General features: G+C 68.6%; 17 protein-coding genes. 12 read left to right on the plus strand and 5 right to left on the minus strand.

The window, feature by feature from the left end; all coding sequences use genetic code 11:
- Positions 1-117: 117 nt before the first annotated feature.
- The 3 genes from FPT20_RS13970 to FPT20_RS13980 are packed head-to-tail and all read left to right on the plus strand — an operon-like array spanning position 118 to position 1,755.
- Positions 118-954: an alpha/beta fold hydrolase gene (locus tag FPT20_RS13970; RefSeq protein WP_158866244.1), complete on the plus strand. Its 837-nt coding sequence runs from the start codon at positions 118-120 to the stop codon at positions 952-954.
- Positions 955-997: 43 nt separating this feature from the next.
- Complete coding sequence (locus FPT20_RS13975) at positions 998-1,540, plus strand: TetR-like C-terminal domain-containing protein (protein ID WP_199245809.1); 543 nt, start codon at positions 998-1,000, stop codon at positions 1,538-1,540.
- Positions 1,541-1,590: 50 nt separating this feature from the next.
- The gene (locus FPT20_RS13980) at positions 1,591-1,755 is read left to right on the plus strand and encodes a hypothetical protein (protein WP_158866248.1); all 165 of its coding nucleotides are present in this window, start codon (positions 1,591-1,593) and stop codon (positions 1,753-1,755) included.
- A 405-nt stretch (positions 1,756-2,160) separates the two neighbouring features.
- Here FPT20_RS13980 and FPT20_RS13985 read toward each other — a convergent pair whose 3' ends face one another.
- Positions 2,161-2,727 (minus strand): SDR family NAD(P)-dependent oxidoreductase, encoded by a 567-nt coding sequence (locus FPT20_RS13985; protein ID WP_158866250.1) that lies wholly within the window; start codon positions 2,725-2,727, stop codon positions 2,161-2,163.
- 15 nt (positions 2,728-2,742) lie between these two features.
- Positions 2,743-3,378 (minus strand): TetR/AcrR family transcriptional regulator, encoded by a 636-nt coding sequence (locus tag FPT20_RS13990; protein ID WP_158866252.1) that lies wholly within the window; start codon positions 3,376-3,378, stop codon positions 2,743-2,745.
- Positions 3,379-3,432: 54 nt separating this feature from the next.
- Here FPT20_RS13990 and FPT20_RS13995 point away from each other — a divergent pair, with 54 nt between their 5' ends.
- From FPT20_RS13995 to FPT20_RS14010, 4 genes are all read left to right on the plus strand, one after another.
- Positions 3,433-4,464: an MFS transporter gene (locus tag FPT20_RS13995; protein ID WP_158866254.1), complete on the plus strand. Its 1,032-nt coding sequence runs from the start codon at positions 3,433-3,435 to the stop codon at positions 4,462-4,464.
- 38 nt (positions 4,465-4,502) lie between these two features.
- Positions 4,503-5,018, plus strand: coding sequence for a hypothetical protein (locus FPT20_RS14000; RefSeq protein WP_158866256.1), 516 nt, complete (start codon positions 4,503-4,505; stop codon positions 5,016-5,018).
- Positions 5,019-5,438: 420 nt separating this feature from the next.
- Entirely contained in the window at positions 5,439-6,281 is an 843-nt protein-coding gene (locus FPT20_RS14005) for an FAD binding domain-containing protein (RefSeq protein WP_233265536.1), read from the plus strand.
- Positions 6,278-8,998, plus strand: coding sequence for a molybdopterin-dependent oxidoreductase (locus tag FPT20_RS14010; RefSeq protein ID WP_233265537.1), 2,721 nt, complete (start codon positions 6,278-6,280; stop codon positions 8,996-8,998). Before FPT20_RS14005 ends, FPT20_RS14010 begins: the two co-directional genes overlap by 4 nt.
- Here the strand turns inward: FPT20_RS14010 and FPT20_RS14015 are convergent.
- Positions 8,938-10,074, minus strand: coding sequence for an XdhC family protein (locus FPT20_RS14015; protein ID WP_158866258.1), 1,137 nt, complete (start codon positions 10,072-10,074; stop codon positions 8,938-8,940). The two genes, FPT20_RS14010 and FPT20_RS14015, sit on opposite strands and share 61 nt — an antisense overlap.
- 83 nt (positions 10,075-10,157) lie before the next feature.
- On the opposite strand from FPT20_RS14015, the gene FPT20_RS14020 reads away from it, so the two are divergent.
- A complete protein-coding gene (locus tag FPT20_RS14020) occupies positions 10,158-11,474 on the plus strand; it encodes an amidohydrolase family protein (RefSeq protein ID WP_158866260.1) in 1,317 nt (438 codons plus the stop codon).
- A gap of 1 nt (position 11,475) precedes the next feature.
- Here FPT20_RS14020 and FPT20_RS14025 read toward each other — a convergent pair whose 3' ends face one another.
- On the minus strand, positions 11,476-12,450 hold the full coding sequence (locus FPT20_RS14025; protein WP_158866263.1) for a PDR/VanB family oxidoreductase: 975 nt from the start codon (positions 12,448-12,450) through the stop codon (positions 11,476-11,478).
- Entirely contained in the window at positions 12,447-13,091 is a 645-nt protein-coding gene (locus FPT20_RS14030; RefSeq protein ID WP_158866265.1) for a helix-turn-helix domain-containing protein, read from the minus strand. Before FPT20_RS14030 ends, FPT20_RS14025 begins: the two co-directional genes overlap by 4 nt.
- 200 nt (positions 13,092-13,291) lie before the next feature.
- On the opposite strand from FPT20_RS14030, the gene FPT20_RS14035 reads away from it, so the two are divergent.
- Genes FPT20_RS14035 through FPT20_RS14050 form a run of 4 tightly spaced genes read left to right on the plus strand, consistent with a single transcriptional unit; the run spans position 13,292 to position 17,454 of the window.
- Complete coding sequence (locus tag FPT20_RS14035) at positions 13,292-14,557, plus strand: amidohydrolase family protein (protein ID WP_158866267.1); 1,266 nt, start codon at positions 13,292-13,294, stop codon at positions 14,555-14,557.
- Positions 14,558-14,565: 8 nt separating this feature from the next.
- Entirely contained in the window at positions 14,566-15,336 is a 771-nt protein-coding gene (locus tag FPT20_RS14040; protein ID WP_158866270.1) for an ABC transporter ATP-binding protein, read from the plus strand.
- Positions 15,336-16,220 carry an ABC transporter permease gene (locus FPT20_RS14045; RefSeq protein ID WP_199245811.1) on the plus strand — a complete coding sequence of 295 codons (885 nt, stop codon included), beginning with the start codon at positions 15,336-15,338 and terminating at the stop codon, positions 16,218-16,220. The genes FPT20_RS14040 and FPT20_RS14045 overlap by 1 nt, the downstream gene beginning before the upstream one ends.
- A gap of 58 nt (positions 16,221-16,278) precedes the next feature.
- The gene (locus tag FPT20_RS14050; protein ID WP_158866273.1) at positions 16,279-17,454 is read left to right on the plus strand and encodes an ABC transporter substrate-binding protein; all 1,176 of its coding nucleotides are present in this window, start codon (positions 16,279-16,281) and stop codon (positions 17,452-17,454) included.
- Positions 17,455-17,458 lie beyond the last annotated feature (4 nt).

The raw sequence follows: 17,458 nt of genomic DNA on the forward strand, positions 1-17,458 counted from the left end.
CCGCCTTCTAGCGACCTACGGAGTTTTTCATCGATTCCCAAGAACCTGTCATGGACAACTCAAGCTAGTGCCATTAGTTTTACAGCTATTGCTATTAACCACATGACGGAGTGCACAATGACCGAATATCTCAAGCTGGCTGAGGGCACGATCGCCTACGACCTGGAAGGTACCGGGCCCTTGGTCGTCCTGGCCCACGGCATGGGCGACAGCCGCCACGCGTATCGATTCGTAGTCCCGCGCCTGGTCGCCGCGGGGTATCGCGTGGCCAATGTCGACCTCCGAGGATGCGGCGACTCGAGCGTAGGTGAATGGTCATCGTTTACTCGCACCGACATCGCCGGAGACCTGGTCGCTATCGTCCGCCACCTGGGCGGCCCCGCCGTTGTGGTGGGCCAATCGATCTCCGGCGGCGCCGCGACCATCGCGGCCGCGGATGCTCCGGACGAGGTGGCCGCCGTAGTCGAGATCGGGTCCTTCACGAGGAAGCAGTCGATGTCTTTCGCCGATCTTCGCGTACGCCGGTACCGGCAAGGAATGCTGCAGCTGGCGCTCATGACGATGCTGGGCAGCGTGCCCTGGTGGCTCCGTTATCTGGACACCGCATATCCCGGCATCAAACCGGCCGACTGGAACGAACAGCTGGACCGCATCTCTTCGAAGCTGCGTGAGCCCGGCCGGATGAAGGTATTGCAGTCCATGGGCCGCACCACCCCCGTCGACGCGGACGCGAAGCTCGCGCAGGTGCGTTGCCCTGCCCTGGTGATCCAGGGCACGCTCGACCCGGACTGGGGCGACCCGAAGGTCGAGGGCGAGGCGATCGTCAACGCCATCGGCCACCATCAAGCGCGACTCCAACTGATCGCGGGTGCCGGCCACTACCCCCACGCGCAATTCCCGGCCGAGACGGCCGAAGCCATCCTTCTCTTCCTGAAAGAGCACACCCGTGCCTAGGTCAGGCCTCACCCCGGACCGCGTCGCCGAGGCGGCTGGGGAGGTGGCCGATCGGATCGGCTACGACGGACTGACCATGAGCCGGGTGGCCGACGTGCTCGGCGTTCGCACACCCTCCCTGTACAAGCACGTGAGCAGTCTCGAGGACCTGGGAAGCCGCCTGGCGACTCTTACTCTGCTGCAGCTCGATACCGAGGTGGGCCGGGCGGTCCAGGGGCGCGCCGACCGGGACGCGCTACTGGCGGCATCCTGGGCGATGCGGGAGTACGTGGCGTCGCACCCCGGACGTTACTCGGCCACCCTGCGGGTGGGCCTGGGGGGCCGGGGAACGGCTGAACAAGCCGCGGCCGCCGGCTTGCTGAGAACATTCGGGGCGATTCTGCGAGGTTACGATCTATCACCCACAGCTACTGTCCATGCCCTGCGGATGCTGCGCAGCGCCATCCACGGTTTCTGCTCCCTCGCCGCCGCGGGCAGCTTCAGGCTAGGTGGGGACGTCGACGAAGACTTCACCTGGATGCTCGACTTCATCGACGCCGGCCTGCGTAATGACGCTCCTCCCCGTTCGGGCCCTGCTTCGTCTTAGAAGCGTCTCGCGAACTCCAGTCCGTCGGGTCGGGCGTCGCAATGATCGCATTGGCCATCCTCGACCGAGGGGAGGACGACACCCGGTTCTGCAATATCGGGAACATGAAACCAGCGAGCGGAGCACTTGCCTCGCTCGGGTCATCGCGTCGCCACCTCGGCCGCGAACTCGGCCTTGTGATGATCGGCGCCGCTGCTTCGCTGTTCACCGACTAACGTTCTACATCTCCATACGCGTGCTTGGGTCGCCGTCGGTGCCTTTGCCATCATCGGCATTTCCGCACGCGCCAAGTCGGCAGGATTTATAGCAGTGACCCTCGCGGCCGTAGCTCTCGGGACGATAGCCGCCGCGGCGTCCGCCGTCTACGTGGCCCTGCACCGCCACCCACCCTTAGGTCTAGAGATGTCGGCCGGTTCGACGAGGTTAGACGGGGCCGGCAGTGAAGGTTCCGGCGAGAGCACGCCCTAGCTGCTCCGGCTGGCGGAGGTGAAGGGTAGCGCCGTGCACGCCGAAGCCGCGGTGAGATGACAGGGCGGCGATGAAGTCTCCGATTTGCGCCCCCGGTAAGCGGGGATCCGTGCCTCGCGCCTTGCGGCCCGATGAACGCCCATAGGACCACGTCATTCACCCGGGGATGTCCGCGCGTTTCGGCAGCTACCGCCTGGATGAGGCGGTTCTGCGCCGCTCCTGTTACAGAGATCGCCCCAGTACGCCGGTTGTGGCAGCCCAGCGAAAGCAGCCGGGCCGTTGATGGCGGTGTACGCACCGTCGGGCGCGAGCAGCGGCACGAATGTCTCAGCGGCGAGGAAGTGTGGGTAGAGGCGCGTATCAATCACAGTCCTGAAATCAGCGAATCCGGCGCGCAACATCGAGGAACTCTGGTGCCAGCTCGCAAGCGAAGCCACTACCGCTCCGAGCTCTCCGCTAACGGCTGCCACTTCATCGCGGATACGTCTGGCACCGTCGACCGAACCGACGTCGTCCAATATCGGCTTGATGCGCTGTGCCTTCTCCGGCCCCAGGCGCTGCAGGAGGCGCTCCGGTCTTTCCGATGACCGTGTGGGGACGATCACCCGCGCGCTACCGGCCCGAATGAAGCCGTCGACGAGATAGAAGCCGACGTTACCGGTCCCACCAACGACGAGCGTGTCACTATTCCGAAGCTCGGACCCATCGAGGGGATTCAAGAACTCATCCCCTACCTAGCTCCTGCGCGGAAGCGCTGTGAACGAGTTGACAATGTATTGGCGCAGGTGCGCGGATTCCGCGCTCTGGGGTAGGCGTCCGCGGGTGCAGGGAGCATCCAATAGGCCCAGCTGCCATCCGATCAGTAAAGCAGCAGCAGCAGCGACCCCCCACCGGAGATCAGCGTCATCGACCGCCGGATAAAGCAACCGCAGCGCCTCGACGAAGCGCTCGTTGACGTCCGCTACCGGCTGCAGCGCAACTCGGTCGGCGTGACGCGCCGGATCCGCCATGAGCCAGGCAAGGAAGCGCTGAGCGGCCTCCGCCTCCGGTCCATAGTGCAGTGCAACTAGAGGATCGACGTAGGCGGCAACGATTCCCTCGAGCCGCTGCGACTCCGTAAGGAGAGCCGCTGCATCCAGCCGCGAAAGACGTTCAGCCTGAACGGGACCCAGGAGGCGCGCTCCAACGGCGGCGAACAGCTCTTCCTTGCCGCCGAAGTAGTAGTTGATCGCGGAGGCGTTCGCCACATGGGCCCGGTCAAGGATGTCCCTCACCGACGCCTGATCGAAGCCGCGTTCCGCGAATAGGGCCTCAGCTGCATCCATCAGTCGGACCGGAGTCGGGGGGGAGACAACGTGCTTGCGCGCCATGTGATGCACTGTATCATGCATAGGTTCAATGCGTCGCATTACTCGGAGGTAGCAATGACATCGAGTTCCGCACTCGACCCGCAACTGACCGCGGGACACCCTAGCCGGTGGCGCATCTTGCCGATCCTGTGCTTGAGTCTCCTGCTTATCGGACTTGACAACCTGATCATCCTGGTGGCTCTACCGACCCTGGCGGAGAAGCTGAACGCCTCCGGTGCCCAGCAGCAGTGGTTCGCCGACGCCTATGGAATGACGTTCGCTGGTTTCCTCATCTTCGCCGGCAGCCTGGGCGACCGCTTCGGTCGACGCCGGCTGCTTCTGACCGGTTTCGTGCTCGTCGGTGCGGCATCGTTTCTTGCGTCCGTCTCTGGAAGCGCCGAGTTGCTGATAGCAGCGCGGGCAGCCATGGGGCTCGGAGCGGAGCTGATCATGCCCTCAAAGTTGTCGATCATCACGAATGTCTTCGCCGCGGAGGAGCGGCAAAAGGCGATCGCGATATGGGCGGCGGCTGCGTCGATCGGAATTCCCCTGGGCCCCATCGTCGGCGGGGCATTGCTACAGACGGGGTGGTGGGAGCTGATCTTCCTGATCAACGTGCCGATCGTGATCATCGCGCTTGTCGCAACCGCCCGACTGGTGCCCGAGTCGCGTAGTCCAAATTTGACCAAGATCGATATTCCGGGGGCGGCGCTGTCTGTGCTCGGGATGGCGGCACTCGTCTACGCGGTGATCGAGGCGCCCACCTTCGGGTGGAGCAGTGGCCAGACTCTTGGTGTACTCGCGGCCGCACTGGTCTTTTTGGCCCTGTTCGTGATGTGGGACCGCCGCGCCGCACAGCCTCTGCTTCCGGCCGCGATGCTCCGCAATCGCAATGTCAGCGTGGCATCGCTCGGGATCCTGCTCAACCAATTCGGAGTTTTCGGCGCAATCTTCCTCCTGACCCAATATCACCAGTTCGTCCACGGACACAGCCCGCTGATCGCTGGACGCTCACGCCGATCCTCGCCGTCGTCATCGGCGCTGCCCTCTTCACCGCCCTCGCGCGAAAAGCGGGTACCAAGTGGGCGCTTGCCGGCGCTCTCCTAGCCGCAACGGCAGCCATGCTCATCCAAAGCACTGTGGGCGTGAACGATGAGACACTCTCGATCTGGGCGTTCGCCCTCGGCGGCATCGCCATCGGCGGCATCGCACCGACGACGGACCTCATCATGACCTCTGTCACCGACGGTCGCTCCGGCGCCGGCTCGGCGCGGGCGGACACTGCGATCCAGCTCGGGGGCTCGCTCGGGATCGCCGTCATGGGAGCCGTTATGCTCACGACGTACCGTGCACAGTTGCAAGGCAATCTCACCGAGTATCCGTCGTTCGCCGCTCGCGCGGCTCAAGACTCCATCGCCGGCGCCGCGTCCGCCGCAAAGGCGCTAGGGTCGCGAGGCCCCCAACTTCTCGGTCAAGCCAGCGAGGCATTCGTTCACGGTACTCAGACTGCATACCTTGTCGCCGCCTTGGTCGCCATAATGGGGGCGGGGCTAGCGGCTTTCCTTCTTCCGGGGCGAAGGAGCAGGAAGACAGAGCAAGCCGCATCGACCGACAAGTCATCCCCTCTCCCGGAGACCGGGATGTCGACGGCTGACAAGTAGGTGCTGCTCGACGCCGTTGGGGAGAACTAGCTCTCGGCGCATGCAGGCCCTGGCGGATCAGGAAGCTGTCCACTGAGGTTGCAGTGACGAACTTCCTCGACGCCGGCCTGCGTAGTGACGCTGCTCCCCGTTCGGGCCCGGCTCCGTCTTAGAAGCGCCTCGAACTCCAGCCCGTCAGATCCCACAGGCGAGACTGTCAGCGGTTCACCGGTCGTCGCGTGACGAGTCGTCCTTCCTCCGGTCGAGGATGGCCAAAGCGATCATCGCGACGCTCGTGAAGGCCACCAGAAGCCACGCGGCGAGCGCTGTATCCATCACCCTGTAATTCCTAGTGGATGCGGAGGCACGAGGAGCCGGAGTTATTCCAGCTGTTACATGAACGCGAAAGGTTTAACACGGCCGAAATGATCCTCATGTTGAATGGATCAACATTTGGGAGGCGGCTTCGTGGACATCAACACCGTGCACCGTTACCGCTGGCCGACGCGTCGGAATGACCTGCGTCTGGCACCGGGCGAGACGTTTCTGGCGGGCGGCTCCTGGCTCTTCTCGGAGCCGCAGCCCGCCGTGACCGGGCTCGTCGATCTCACTGCGCTCGGGTGGCCGCCCGTCGAGACGTCCGCCCGCGGCCTGCGGCTGGCGGCCACCTGCACATTGGCCGAATTGGCCTCGCTCAGCGGCACCGGATGGACCGCGGAGCCACTGTTCCGCGACTGCTGCCGGGCTCTGCTCGGCTCGTTCAAGGTGTGGAACGTCGCCACGGTGGGGGGCAACCTCTGCCTGGCGCTGCCCGCCGGCCCGATGATCGCGCTCGCTGCCGCCCTCGACGGAACACTGGAGATCTGGCGTCCCGACGGCACGCAGTACACGCTCGACGCCATTGACTTCATCGTGGGTCCGAGCCAGACCGTCCTCGAGCGCGGCGATCTCCTCCGGGCCGTCGACCTACCCGCGAGGGCCTTGACGGGGGCGACCGCGTCGCGAAAGGCGTCGCTCCGGCCGTTGGGGCGCTCGGCCGCATTCGTCGTCGCGCGTCGCGACCCCGATCGGCGATTCACCGTCGTCGTGACCGCCGCCACCCGCCACCCGCACCGTTTCCGCTTCGACGACCTACCGAGCCGACACGAGCTCCGGGCGGCGCTCGACACCATAACGACGTGGTACGACGACCCGCACGGGAGCCCCGACTGGCGGAGAGCCATCACGCTGCACCTCGCCGAGCAGGTCCGTGCCGATCTCGCAGAGGAGGCTGTGCCGAGATGAGTGCCCGCATCATCCGCTTCACGGTGAACGGGGCGGAGCAAGAGTCCACGCCCGCTCCGGGGCAGTGCCTGCGCACGCTTCTGCGCGAGCACGAGCACTTCGAGGTGAAGAAAGGGTGCGACGCGGGAGACTGCGGCGCGTGCACCGTACTCGTCGACGGGGACCCGGTGCACTCCTGCATCTTCCCGGCGCAGCGCGCAGCCGACCGGGAGATCACGACGGTGGCCGGGCTCGGGTCGCCCGGCGACCTTCACCCCCTCCAGCGGGCGTTCGTCGACGCCGCTGGTTTCCAATGCGGCTTCTGCACAGCCGGGATGATCGTCACCGCATCCGCACTCGGCGATGTCCCCACCGAGGAACTGCCGGAGCGGATGAAGGGCAACCTGTGCCGGTGCACCGGTTACCGTTCGATCGGCGACGCGCTCTGCGGCCATGTCAACGTCGACCGCGAACCGGCCGGGGGCCCCTTCGGCGCCTCCGTCGCCGCACCCGCAGCCGAACGCGTAGTCACCGGCCGTGAGCCGTACACGCTCGACTTCGCGACGGAGGGTCTGCTGCACCTTGCCGTCGTCGGCAGCCCCCACGCGCATGCACGCGTGGTAGCCGTCGACTCCTCGCAGGCGGAGGCACTTCCTGGGGTCCGGCTCGTCCTCACCGCCGCCGATTCGCCCGGGGTGCGCTACTCGACGGGCCGCCACCAGAATCGTACGGACGACCCCGACGACACGCGGCTCATCGACACTGTGATGCGGTTCCACGGTCAGCGGGTCGCCGCGGTGGTGGCCGACTCCCGCGCCATCGCCGAAGAGGCCTGCCGGCTGATCAGGGTGGATTACGACGTCCTGCCCTCCGTCCATGACCCCGAGGAGGCCCGCTCCCCTGGCGCGCCCCTCCTCCACCCGGAGCGCACGCCGGCCGAACGCGTGGACGAGTCGCACCGCAATGTCATCGCCTCCCTGCATGACGAGGCGGGGGATGTGGCGGCCGCGCTCGCGACGTCGGCCGTGGTCGTCGAGGGCGAGTGGAGTACCCAGCGGGTCTCGCACGTCGCGCTCGAGACCCACGCGGCACGGGGCTGGGTCGACGACGACGGCCGGATCGTGCTCCGGACGAGCTCGCAGGTGCCCTGGCTGGTACGTGACGAGCTCTGCCACATCTTCGGGCTGACGCGCGATCGGCTGCGGGTGAAGACCGCCCGGGTGGGAGGCGGATTCGGCGGCAAGCAGGAGATGCTCGCCGAGGATCTCGTGGTCGCGGCGGTGCTCCGGCTCGGTCGGCCCGTTCAGTGGGAGTTCACGCGCGAGGACCAGTTCGCGGTCGCCCCCGTGCGGCATCCCATGCGCGTGAGTGTCCGGGCCGGCGCGGATGCGGAAGGTCGTCTCACCGCGATCGCGGTCGAGGTGCTCTCGGACACCGGGGCATACGGCAACCATTCACGCGGTGTGATGTTCCACAGCGTCGGCGAGTCCCTGGCCGTCTACCGCTGCGCCAACAAGCGCGTGGATGCGGAGGTGGTCTACACCAACAACCCGCCGTCCGGGGCGTTCCGCGGGTACGGCCTCGGGCAGGTCGTGTTCGCGGTCGAGTCGGCGATGGACGAACTCGCCCGGAAGCTCGGTTTGGACCCGTTCGAGTTCCGCCGGCTCAACGTGGTGCGACCGGGCGACGCCATGACGGTCACCGACCCGGAGGAGGAGAGCGATCTCCGCTTCGGCAGCTATGGACTGGACCAATGCCTCGACCTCGTCCAGGAGGCGCTGGCACGACCGGGCGTCGACGGCCTCCCCGAGCCCGCGGGCGGGAACTGGCGCGTCGGCGAGGGGATGGCCCTCGCGATGATCGCCACGATGCCCCCGCGCGGGCACTTCGCCGACACCTCCGTCGGGCTCCTGCCGGACGGCCGAATCCGCGTGCGCGTGGGCACGGCGGAGTTCGGCAACGGCACCACCACAGCGCACGCGCAGTTCGTGGCGAGCGTGCTCGACGCCGACCTCTCCCGCATCGTCGTCGAGCAGTCGGACACCGACGTGACCCCGTACGACACGGGAGCCTTCGGCTCGGCGGGCACGGTCGTCGCCGGCAAGGCGCTCGTACTCGCGGCGGAGCGGCTGCGCGCCCGCATCGTGTCGGTGGCAGGCGATGGCGAGTTCCTGCCGGACGGGGTCCGCACCGGCGACGGCATGCTCGACTGGGCGGCGATCGTGGGGGCGGCGGCCCCCGGCGAGGAGGCCCTCGTCGCCACGGGCTCGCACGATGGCACCCCGCGGTCCGTGACGTTCAATGTGCACGGCTTCCGGGTCGCCGTGGACGAGGCGACGGGCGAGGTCCGCATCCTGCGGTCGGTCCAGGCAGCCGATGCCGGCGTGGTCATCAACCCCGAGCAGCTCCGTGGTCAGATCGAGGGGGGCACCGCTCAGGCGATCGGGACGGCATTGTACGAGGAGGTCCGACTGGATGGCGCCGGACGAGTCGTGACCCGGGCACTGCGTGACTACCACATCCCGCAGTTCGCGGACGTGCCGCATACCGAGGTGCTGTTCGCGGACACGGTCGACGCGATCGGGCCCATGGGCGCGAAGTCGATGAGCGAAGCGCCGTACAACCCGGTCGCCCCCGCGTTGGCCAATGCGATTCGCGACGCCATCGGCGAGCGCCCCTATACGCTGCCGATGGGGCGAGAACGGGTGTGGAGGCTCGCCGGCTCGTTGGGGGCGTGATCCCGGTGGATGGGCCCGTCGGTTCCGCTGAGCGAGCGCCCGGATGCGCCTTCACGGACGGCGATCACCTCGGCGAGGATGGAAACCGCAGTCTCGGCCGGAGTGGAGGCTCCGATGTCGAGCCCGATCGGCGAGCGCAGGCGCTCGAGGTTCACTTCGGGCACGCCGTGCTCGCGCAATGCGCGCACGCGGCGCGCGTGGGTCCGGCGGGAGCCCATGGCGCCCACGTAGGCGACCGGGAGAGCCAGTGCGAGCTCCAGCAGAGGGACGTCGAACTTGAGGTCGTGGGTGAGGACGCACACGACCGTGCGCTCGTCCACCGCCGTCCGGGCGAGGTAGACGTGCGGCCAGGCGCTCACCACCTCGTGGGCCCCGGGAAACCGCTCGGGTGTCGCGAACACGGCACGCGCATCGCAGACCGTCACGTGATAGCCGAGCAGACGCCCCGCATCGGCGAGAGCGGCGGAGAAGTCGACAGCGCCGAAGATCAGCAGCCGGGGCGCCACGACTGCGACGTCGGTGAACACCGACAACTCAATCGGGCCGCATTGGATGTGCCAGGTGACGCTGCGGCCGGACCGGGCGTGCGCATCATGCTCAGCGCGTATCCGGGCGGCGGAGATGTTCTCGGCACCGCTGTCCCGCAGCTGGGCGTCTGTGAGCTCGGCGACCCTTGTCCCGATGAGCCCGCGCGGCCCGGCGATGATCGTCCCGACGCTGACCGCCGCGCCATCCCGTGCCGCCGCCAGCGCCGGACGGTCCCCCGCGGGCAGCCGTTCGATGTAGACGTCGAGGTCGCCCCCGCACATCAGCCCGACCCCCATCGCGGCCTCGTCGCTGATGCCGTAGCGCACCACCGCGGGGTCCGCTCCGTCCAGCACGGCGTGGCAGGCCTCGACGACCGCACCTTCGACGCAGCCGCCCGAGATGCTTCCGACGACGGCGCCGTCCGCGTCGACGAACATCGTCGCCCCGACGGCGCGTGGAGCGCTGCCGTCGATCGCGACGACGGTAGCGACGGCGAGCGGCCGGCCGGCAGCGGCACGCTCGGCCAGAGGACGAGCGAGTTCAAGCATGCGGCGAGGCTACGCGGGGGATGTGACCGGGACGTTTCCAGCGTGAGACGCGCCCGACACAATCGGCTGATAGACACACGGTCATGCTGACAGTACGTGACGCCGACCTCATCCTCATCGACTCCCGGACCACCGCCGAAGGCGACCTCCGCATCTCGGACGGCGTCGTGTCGGCGGGCACCCCGGCCACCATCGGCCAGGAGTCCGAGGAGCTCGACGCGTCCGGGTGCGTGGTGACGCCCGGCCTGGTCAACGCGCACCACCACCTTCTGCAGAGCGCGTTCCGGACCCTGCCGGGCACCCGCGGAGTGCCGATGGCGGACTGGCTGCCGACGATGGCGGCGGCGTATGCGCGCGCGGGCGTCGACCCCGAGCTGTGTGCCGCGGCCGCGTCCGTCGGTGTCGCCGAAGGCCTCCTGTGCGGTGTGACCACCGTGGCCGACCATCAGCTGACCTGGCCGGCCGGTCTCGCGGCAGAGGCGTCCGCCGAGTTGGCCCGCGCGGTCGCCGATTCCGCCGCCCGGCTCGGCTCCCGGCTCGTCTTCGTCCGCGGGTCCGCTCGCGACGACCCGCAGGAGGCCGCCGCCTCGGCGGAGGCGGTCGTGCAGACGCTGGTCCCCGGCGCCTCCGGCGGCGTCAGCGCCGACGGGATGCTGCAGGTCGCGGTCGGTCCGGCGGGAGTGCATAGCGACGCCCGCGAGACGTTCGAGCTGCTCGCGGAGGTAGCGGGCCGCCACGGGCTCCGGCGGCGGACCCAGGCCAATGAGCAGGTCGACGTATCGATCGCCGCCGAGAAGTACGGACGGCGTCCCATCGAGCTGCTTGACGAGTGGGGATGGCTCGGTCCCGACGTCACTCTCGCCCACCTCTGCGGTGTTACCGCCGACGAGATCGCCCGGATCGCGGAGACGGGCACAACGGCCACCCACGCACCGGGGTGCGACCTGCCGATGGGCTGGGGCATCGCCCCGGTGGCGGCACTGCGGGCGGCGGGGATCCCGGTGGGGCTCGGCACGAGCGGAGGCGGAAGCAACGACGCGGGACACCTCCTGGCGGACGCACGACTGGCGATGCAGGTCGCGCCGCTCGTCGGGCCGCCGCTTGCCGCGATCGACGTGCTGGGCATGGCGACCGCGGGCTCGGCCGCCGGCCTCGGCCGCGGCGAACTCGGCCACCTGCGCCCCGGGGCGGCCGGGGATCTGTGCGTCTGGGATGTGTCGGGCGTCGCCGACGCCGGGGTGGCCGACCCGGTCGCGGGACTGCTCTGGGCCTCCCCCGGCCGCCGCCCGCGGCATGTCGTCGTCGCGGGGCGCGTCGTCGTCCGCGACTACCGCCTCGTCGACGCGGCCGAAGCGGACCTGGTGTCGGCCCTCCGCGAGCGGATGGCCCGGGCGAGCTAGGTCAGAGCTCCAGGACGAGACGCGGGCAGGCCGCACGCGAGACGCAGATCATCATCGCGGTGTTGGACGCCTGCTCCGCGGGGGTGAGCACCGAGTCCCGATGGTCGACGACGCCCTCGATCACCGGCGTCTCGCACGTCCCGCAGGTGCCCTCTCGGCACGAGGACAGCACCAGCGCTCCCGCCTCCTCGACGACCTCGAGCACCGAGCGGTCGGCGGGGACCGTCAGCGTGAGTCCGGACAGCTCCAGCTCGACCTCGAAGGCGACATCGGGTGCATGCTCCTTGACGGTCTTCGGCTCGAACCGTTCGCGGTGCAGCGTGTCGGCGGGCCAGCGCGCGCTCAGCGCCTCCACCTCGTCCACCATGCGCGTGGGCCCGCAGCAGTGCACGGGCACGCCGTCCGCCGCCGCAGCGGTCCAGGCGGCGAGATCGAGTCGGCGGCCCTCGTCGGCGGCGAACACCTCCACCCGGTCCCCGTGGAGAGTGCTGAGCTCCCGCGCGAACGCCATCGTGGCCCGGGACCTCCCGGCGTAGGCGAGGCGCCAGTCGCGGCCCGCCGCCTCGGCAGCCGCGATCATCGGCAGGATCGGCGTGATGCCGATGCCGCCCGCCACGAACAGCACCGGGCCGTCGCCCCCGGCGAGGGCGAAGTGCGAGCGCGGACCCCGGATCACGAGCCGGTCGCCGACCGCGACCGCATCGTGAACGCGTGCCGAGCCGCCGCGGCCCTCGCGTTCACGCAGGACGCCGATGCGCCAGACGGAACGATCCGCGGGATCTCCGCACAGCGAGTACTGCCGCTCGAGGTTCTCGTGGGGCGTGGCGCCCGGCACGAGGACGACGTCGATGTGGGCGCCGGGGGTCCACTCCGGAAGGTCCGCTCCATCCGGACTACGCAGCTCCAGCAGGACGATGTCCTCCGCGGCGGGCGTCCGACGGGTGACGACGACCTCGAACTCCGCTTCCGCGATCACTCGTCCGCACCCTTCTGCTTGACCAGGAAGAGGTGATAGCCCTCCTCGTTGAGTGAGCTCCACCGGTGCGGAGTGCCGCCGTAGTAGTAGATGGAGTCACCCGCGTCGAGGACGAAGCGGCCCCGGTCGGCGAAGTCGACCAGGACGCTTCCGCGCATCACGTAGATGAACTCGTCCTCGTCGTGCTCGTAGTAGTCGCCGGGGTCGGCGTTCGCGCCCACGAACTCCATCGGCTCGAACCCGCGTGCTCCGTGCGCCAGGAGCCGCGCCTCGCCTTCTGCGAACGCGCCGCGAACGCCCTCGCTGGCGCGCAGGATGTCGGGCCGGGTGTCGCCTGGCCGCCGTCGTTCCGCGTCCGCCGCAGCCAGCAGTTCGACCTGGCTGCTGCCCAGCGCGCGTGCGATCCGCTCGAGCGAGACCATGCTGGGCCGCGCATGACCCCGCTCGAGCTGGCTGAGGAACGGGTGCGACAGTCCGGTGAGCGCGGCGAGCTGGACGAGGGTCATCCCGTGCGCACGACGCAGCGTACGGATTCGCGACCCGATACGCGCCGCCTGCTCGTCGATGACGCGGGGGCCTGGGCCCGTGTCCGGCGCCTCGCCGTCCTGCGGTGTCGCTCGGTCGGTGGGTCGGTTCGGCATGGGGTTCAACTTCCTCCCTCGGTGCTCCGCGCCGGGCGCGGCGCGACTGGCAATTAACAATCGGAAATGACTGCGTTACGTGCGGGAAACGCGCCGTGCGTAGATTCCTAGATGTTGAGGGCATCAACATTCTGCCACGATCGTTCCGCCGTCGCGACGATCGGCTCCCGGGCCGCTGATACCGCGAAGGAGGTCCCCCCGTGACCACGCAACTCCCCCGGACCCTGACCCTGCTGCGCAACGCCACACTCCCGAGCGGGGCGGTCGTGGATGTCCGCATCGAGGACGGCGTCGTGCTCTCGGTCGACCCGGCTCAGGGAGGACCGACCGACGACGCGGCCGACGACGAGACGCTGGACCTGACCGGCCATGTGCTCCTCACGGCACCCGCGGAACCGCACGCCCACCTGGACAAGGCGCGCTCCTGGGACCTGATCCGGCCGCCGATGGGCGACCTGCGGTCCGCCATCGACTCCTGGATGGAGTATGCGGCGACCATGTCGGTCGAGAGCGTCGCCGACCGCGCCCGCACCCAGGCGCTGGCGATGCTCTCCAACGGCACCACCGCGATCCGCTGCCACGTCGACGTCCTCGTCGGCCCCGAGCCGCTGCGCGGGGCGGAGGCGCTGGTGCAGGTGCGCGACGAACTGGCCGGGCTCATCGACATCGAGCTGGTCGCGCTCGCCGGCCCTCTCTCGGCCGATGAGGACCTGGAGGCGGTGCTCGACCTCGGCGTCGACCTGGTGGGAGGCGCGCCTCACCTGGCCCCGGATCCCAGCGCCGATCTCGCGCGGCTGCTGGCCATGGCGGAACGGCGCGGTATCGGCGTGGACCTCCACACCGACGAGAACCTCGACGGTGCGGTCACCCTCACGCAGTACGCGCGTGCGGTGCGGTCGTGGCCCGCGGGCACCTCGCTCTCCGCGGGGCACTGCGTCCGCCTCGGCACACTCGAGGCCGCCGAGCTCGCGCCGGTCATCGCCGAGGTGCTGGCCAGCGACATCGGGATCGTGACACTCCCGATCACCAACCTCTACCTCCAGGGCTGGGAGCGCGAGCACTCGGTCCCGCGCGGCCTGACGGCGCTGCGCCCCCTCCTCGACGCGGGCGTGCGGGTGGGCGCCGGCGCCGACAACGTCCAGGACCCATTCAACCCCGTCGGCCGAAGCGACGCGCTGGAGACCGCGAGCCTGCTCGTCACCGCGGGGCACCTCACCCTCGACGAGGCGTATGCCGCGGTCAGCGACGGCGCGCGGTCGGTGATGCACCTCCCGCCAGCCGGAGCCACTCCGGGGGCGCGCGCCGAATTCCTCGCCGTGCGCGCCGCCACCCTCGCCGACGCCATCGCCAACGCTCCCGCCGACCGCTTCGTGATCCACGCCGGCCGGCTGGTCGCGCACAGCGAAACGCGACGCACCGTCGCCGCGCCCCTCACCGCTCCATCGCTCCTTCTCGAAACGAGGTGACCGGTCGCATGACCCTCACAGAATCGCCCGCACCACCTACGACGACGGCCCCCCTGCTGGACTTCCGCAACGTCGAGATGACGTTCCCGAACGGCACGGTCGCCCTCCGCGGCGTCGACCTGTCCGTCTCCCGCGGTGAGTTCGTCAGCGTGGTCGGCCCGTCCGGCTGCGGCAAGAGCACCCTGCTGCGGATCGCGTCCGGACTGGAGTCCGCGTCCGACGGCACGGCCGAACTCCGCACCGACCGCATCGGCTACGTGTTCCAGGACGCGACCCTCCTGCCGTGGCGCACCGTCAACGCGAATGTGCAGCTGCTCGCGGAACTCGGCGGCGTCCCGCGCGCCGAGCGTGCGGTCAAGGCCGCGAAGGCCATCGAGCTGGTCGGACTGAAAGGATTCGAGAAGCACCTGCCCAAGCAGCTCTCCGGCGGCATGCGGATGCGCACCTCGCTGGCGCGCTCGCTCACCCTCGACCCCGAGCTGTTCCTGTTCGACGAGCCGTTCGGCGCACTCGACGAAATCACCCGCGAGCGCCTGAACGATGAGCTTCTGCGGCTCTTCGCCGAGCAGCAGTTCGCCGGGCTGTTCATCACGCATTCCGTGTCGGAGGCGGTGTACCTCTCCACCAAGGTCGTCGTCATGTCCGGCCGTCCCGGGTCGATCGTCACCACCTTCGACGTGCCGTTCCCGATGCCGCGCGACCCGGACATCCGGTTCACCCCCGAGTTCGCCGACCTCGTCGGACAGGTATCGCATTCCCTCAGAGAAGGGCACAACTGATGACGAACGTCACAGAGACCCTGGGCGCACCGGCGGAGACCGCCGCCGCTCAGGCCGCATCCGCGGAGACGAGCCAGCGCGCCGCCCGGGAGACCCGGATGCGCCGGTCTTACACATCGCTCCAGTGGTGGCAGCCGCTCGCGGTGCTCATCGTCCTCGTCGGGCTCTGGTACGCCGCGGCCGCGTATTACGCATCCCAGCAGCTCGCCTTCCTGGTGCCGTATCCGCACCTGGTCCTGGTGTCGATGTTCGCCGATCCGTTCTTCACGCCGCAACTGGTCTCGAACCTCCTGAACTCGACGGTCGTCGCGCTCACGGGACTGTCGGTCGCCATCGTGATCGGCGTCGCGTGGGCGGTACTCATGTCGCAGGCCAAGTGGATCGAGCGCTCCCTGTACCCGTACGCGGTCATCCTGCAGTGCATCCCGATCCTCGCCCTGGTGCCACTGATCGGTGCTCTGTTCGGCTACGAGTTCCTCTCCCGGGTGATCGTCACCGTGATGATCTCGATCTTTCCGATGGTCTCAAACACGCTGTTCGGTCTGCAGTCGGCCGACCGCGGCCAGCGCGAGCTGTTCCAGCTGCAGGGCGCCGGGCGGTGGACGCGACTGACGAAGTTGCAGTTCCCGGCTGCGCTGCCGTCGATCTTCGTCGGCCTGCGCACGGCGGCCGGCCTCTCGGTCATCGGCGCGATCGTCGGCGACCAGTTCTTCCAGCGCGGCACTCCGGGCCTCGGTGTGCTCATCCAGGTGTCGACGTCCCGGTTGAACGGGCCGGGCACGTTCGCCGCGATCATCACGGCCTCGCTCCTCGGCGTCGCCGTGTTCCTCCTCTTCGGCCTGCTCGGAAAGCTGGCCGTTGGCAAGTGGTACGACTTCGGCTGATCCGGCCGGTCGCGACCCCCCACCCCCTGCACCACCCCCTGTATCGAACGGAGTCCTGATGCACCGAACAGCACGACGCTCCACCCTGACCGGAGGTGTGATCGTCGCCGCGGCGGTCGCCCTGACCGCCTGTGCCGGTGGCGGCGCGGCCGACGAGCCCTCGTCGACCTCGACCGCCGCGGCCGTCGACCTCTCCGGCGTCTGCCCGGCGACCGTCACCATCCAGACCGACTGGAACCCGGAGGCCGACCACGGCCACCTGTACCAGCTGCTCGGACCGAACCCGAGCATCGATGCGAACCAGAAGTCGGTGAGCGGCGACCTGTACTCGCAGGGCAAGCCCACCGGGGTCAAGGTCGAGATCCGCTCCGGCGGCCCGGCCATCGGTTACCAGACGGTCAGCTCGCAGATGTACAAGGACAAGAGCATCACGCTCGGCTACGTCACCACAGATGAAGCGGTGCAGCTGTCCAACAGCCTCCCGACCACCGCGGTCTTCGCCGAGAACGACATCTCGCCCCAGATGATCATGTGGGACCCGAAGACCTACCCGGACGTGAAGACCGTCAAGGACCTGGGTGCGGCCCTCCAGAAGGACGGCGGAGTGGTGCGCTACTTCAACGGCGCCGCCTACATGGCCTACCTCCAGGGCGCGGGAATCCTCCCCGAGTCCGTGACCGACGGCAGCTACGACGGCACCCCGGCCAAATTCGTGACTGCGAAGGGCAGGGACGGCCAGCAGGGATTCGCCACCGCCGAGCCGTACATCTACGAGCACGAGGTGTCCGCCTGGGGCAAGCCGGTGAAGTTCCAGCTCGTCAACGACACGGGTTACCCCATCTACCCGGAGGCGATGTCGGTGCGTACCGGCGACCTCGAGAAGCTGACCCCCTGCCTCAAGAAGCTGGTGCCGGTCCTGCAGCAGGCGGATGTGGACTACATCCACAACCCGTCCGCGACGAACAAGCTGATCGTCCAGCTCGTGAACACCTACAACAACGGCTGGGTATACGACGAGCAGGTCGCCGACTTCGGCGTCTCCCAGATGAAGAAGCTGAAGATCGCCACCAACGGCTCCAACAGCTACGTCGGCGATTTCGACGAGACCCGCGTGCAGAAGGTGATCGACATCTCCACCCCGATCTTCACGAAGTCGGGATCGACGCCGAAGGCGGGCCTCAAGCCCTCCGACCTCTACACCAACGAGTTCCTCGACACGTCGATCGGATTCTGACGCC

Source organism: Leifsonia sp. AG29, assembly GCF_009765225.1.
In the GTDB taxonomy this organism is placed as follows: Bacteria; Actinomycetota; Actinomycetes; order Actinomycetales; family Microbacteriaceae; genus Leifsonia.

Bases quoted from the DNA above. Each gene is read 5' to 3' on its own strand.
- FPT20_RS13990 (WP_158866252.1), bottom strand. From the start codon at position 3,378: ATGGCGCGCAAGCACGTTGTCTCCCCCCCGACTCCGGTCCGACTGATG.
- FPT20_RS14020 (WP_158866260.1), top strand. From the start codon at position 10,158: ATGCTGACAGTACGTGACGCCGACCTCATCCTCATCGACTCCCGGACC.
- FPT20_RS13970 (WP_158866244.1), top strand. From the start codon at position 118: ATGACCGAATATCTCAAGCTGGCTGAGGGCACGATCGCCTACGACCTG.
- FPT20_RS14040 (WP_158866270.1), top strand. From the start codon at position 14,566: ATGACCCTCACAGAATCGCCCGCACCACCTACGACGACGGCCCCCCTG.
- FPT20_RS13995 (WP_158866254.1), top strand. From the start codon at position 3,433: ATGACATCGAGTTCCGCACTCGACCCGCAACTGACCGCGGGACACCCT.
- FPT20_RS14030 (WP_158866265.1), bottom strand. From the start codon at position 13,091: ATGCCGAACCGACCCACCGACCGAGCGACACCGCAGGACGGCGAGGCG.
- FPT20_RS14045 (WP_199245811.1), top strand. From the start codon at position 15,336: ATGACGAACGTCACAGAGACCCTGGGCGCACCGGCGGAGACCGCCGCC.
- FPT20_RS14010 (WP_233265537.1), top strand. From the start codon at position 6,278: ATGAGTGCCCGCATCATCCGCTTCACGGTGAACGGGGCGGAGCAAGAG.
- FPT20_RS14050 (WP_158866273.1), top strand. From the start codon at position 16,279: ATGCACCGAACAGCACGACGCTCCACCCTGACCGGAGGTGTGATCGTC.
- FPT20_RS14005 (WP_233265536.1), top strand. From the start codon at position 5,439: ATGGATCAACATTTGGGAGGCGGCTTCGTGGACATCAACACCGTGCAC.
- FPT20_RS14015 (WP_158866258.1), bottom strand. From the start codon at position 10,074: ATGCTTGAACTCGCTCGTCCTCTGGCCGAGCGTGCCGCTGCCGGCCGG.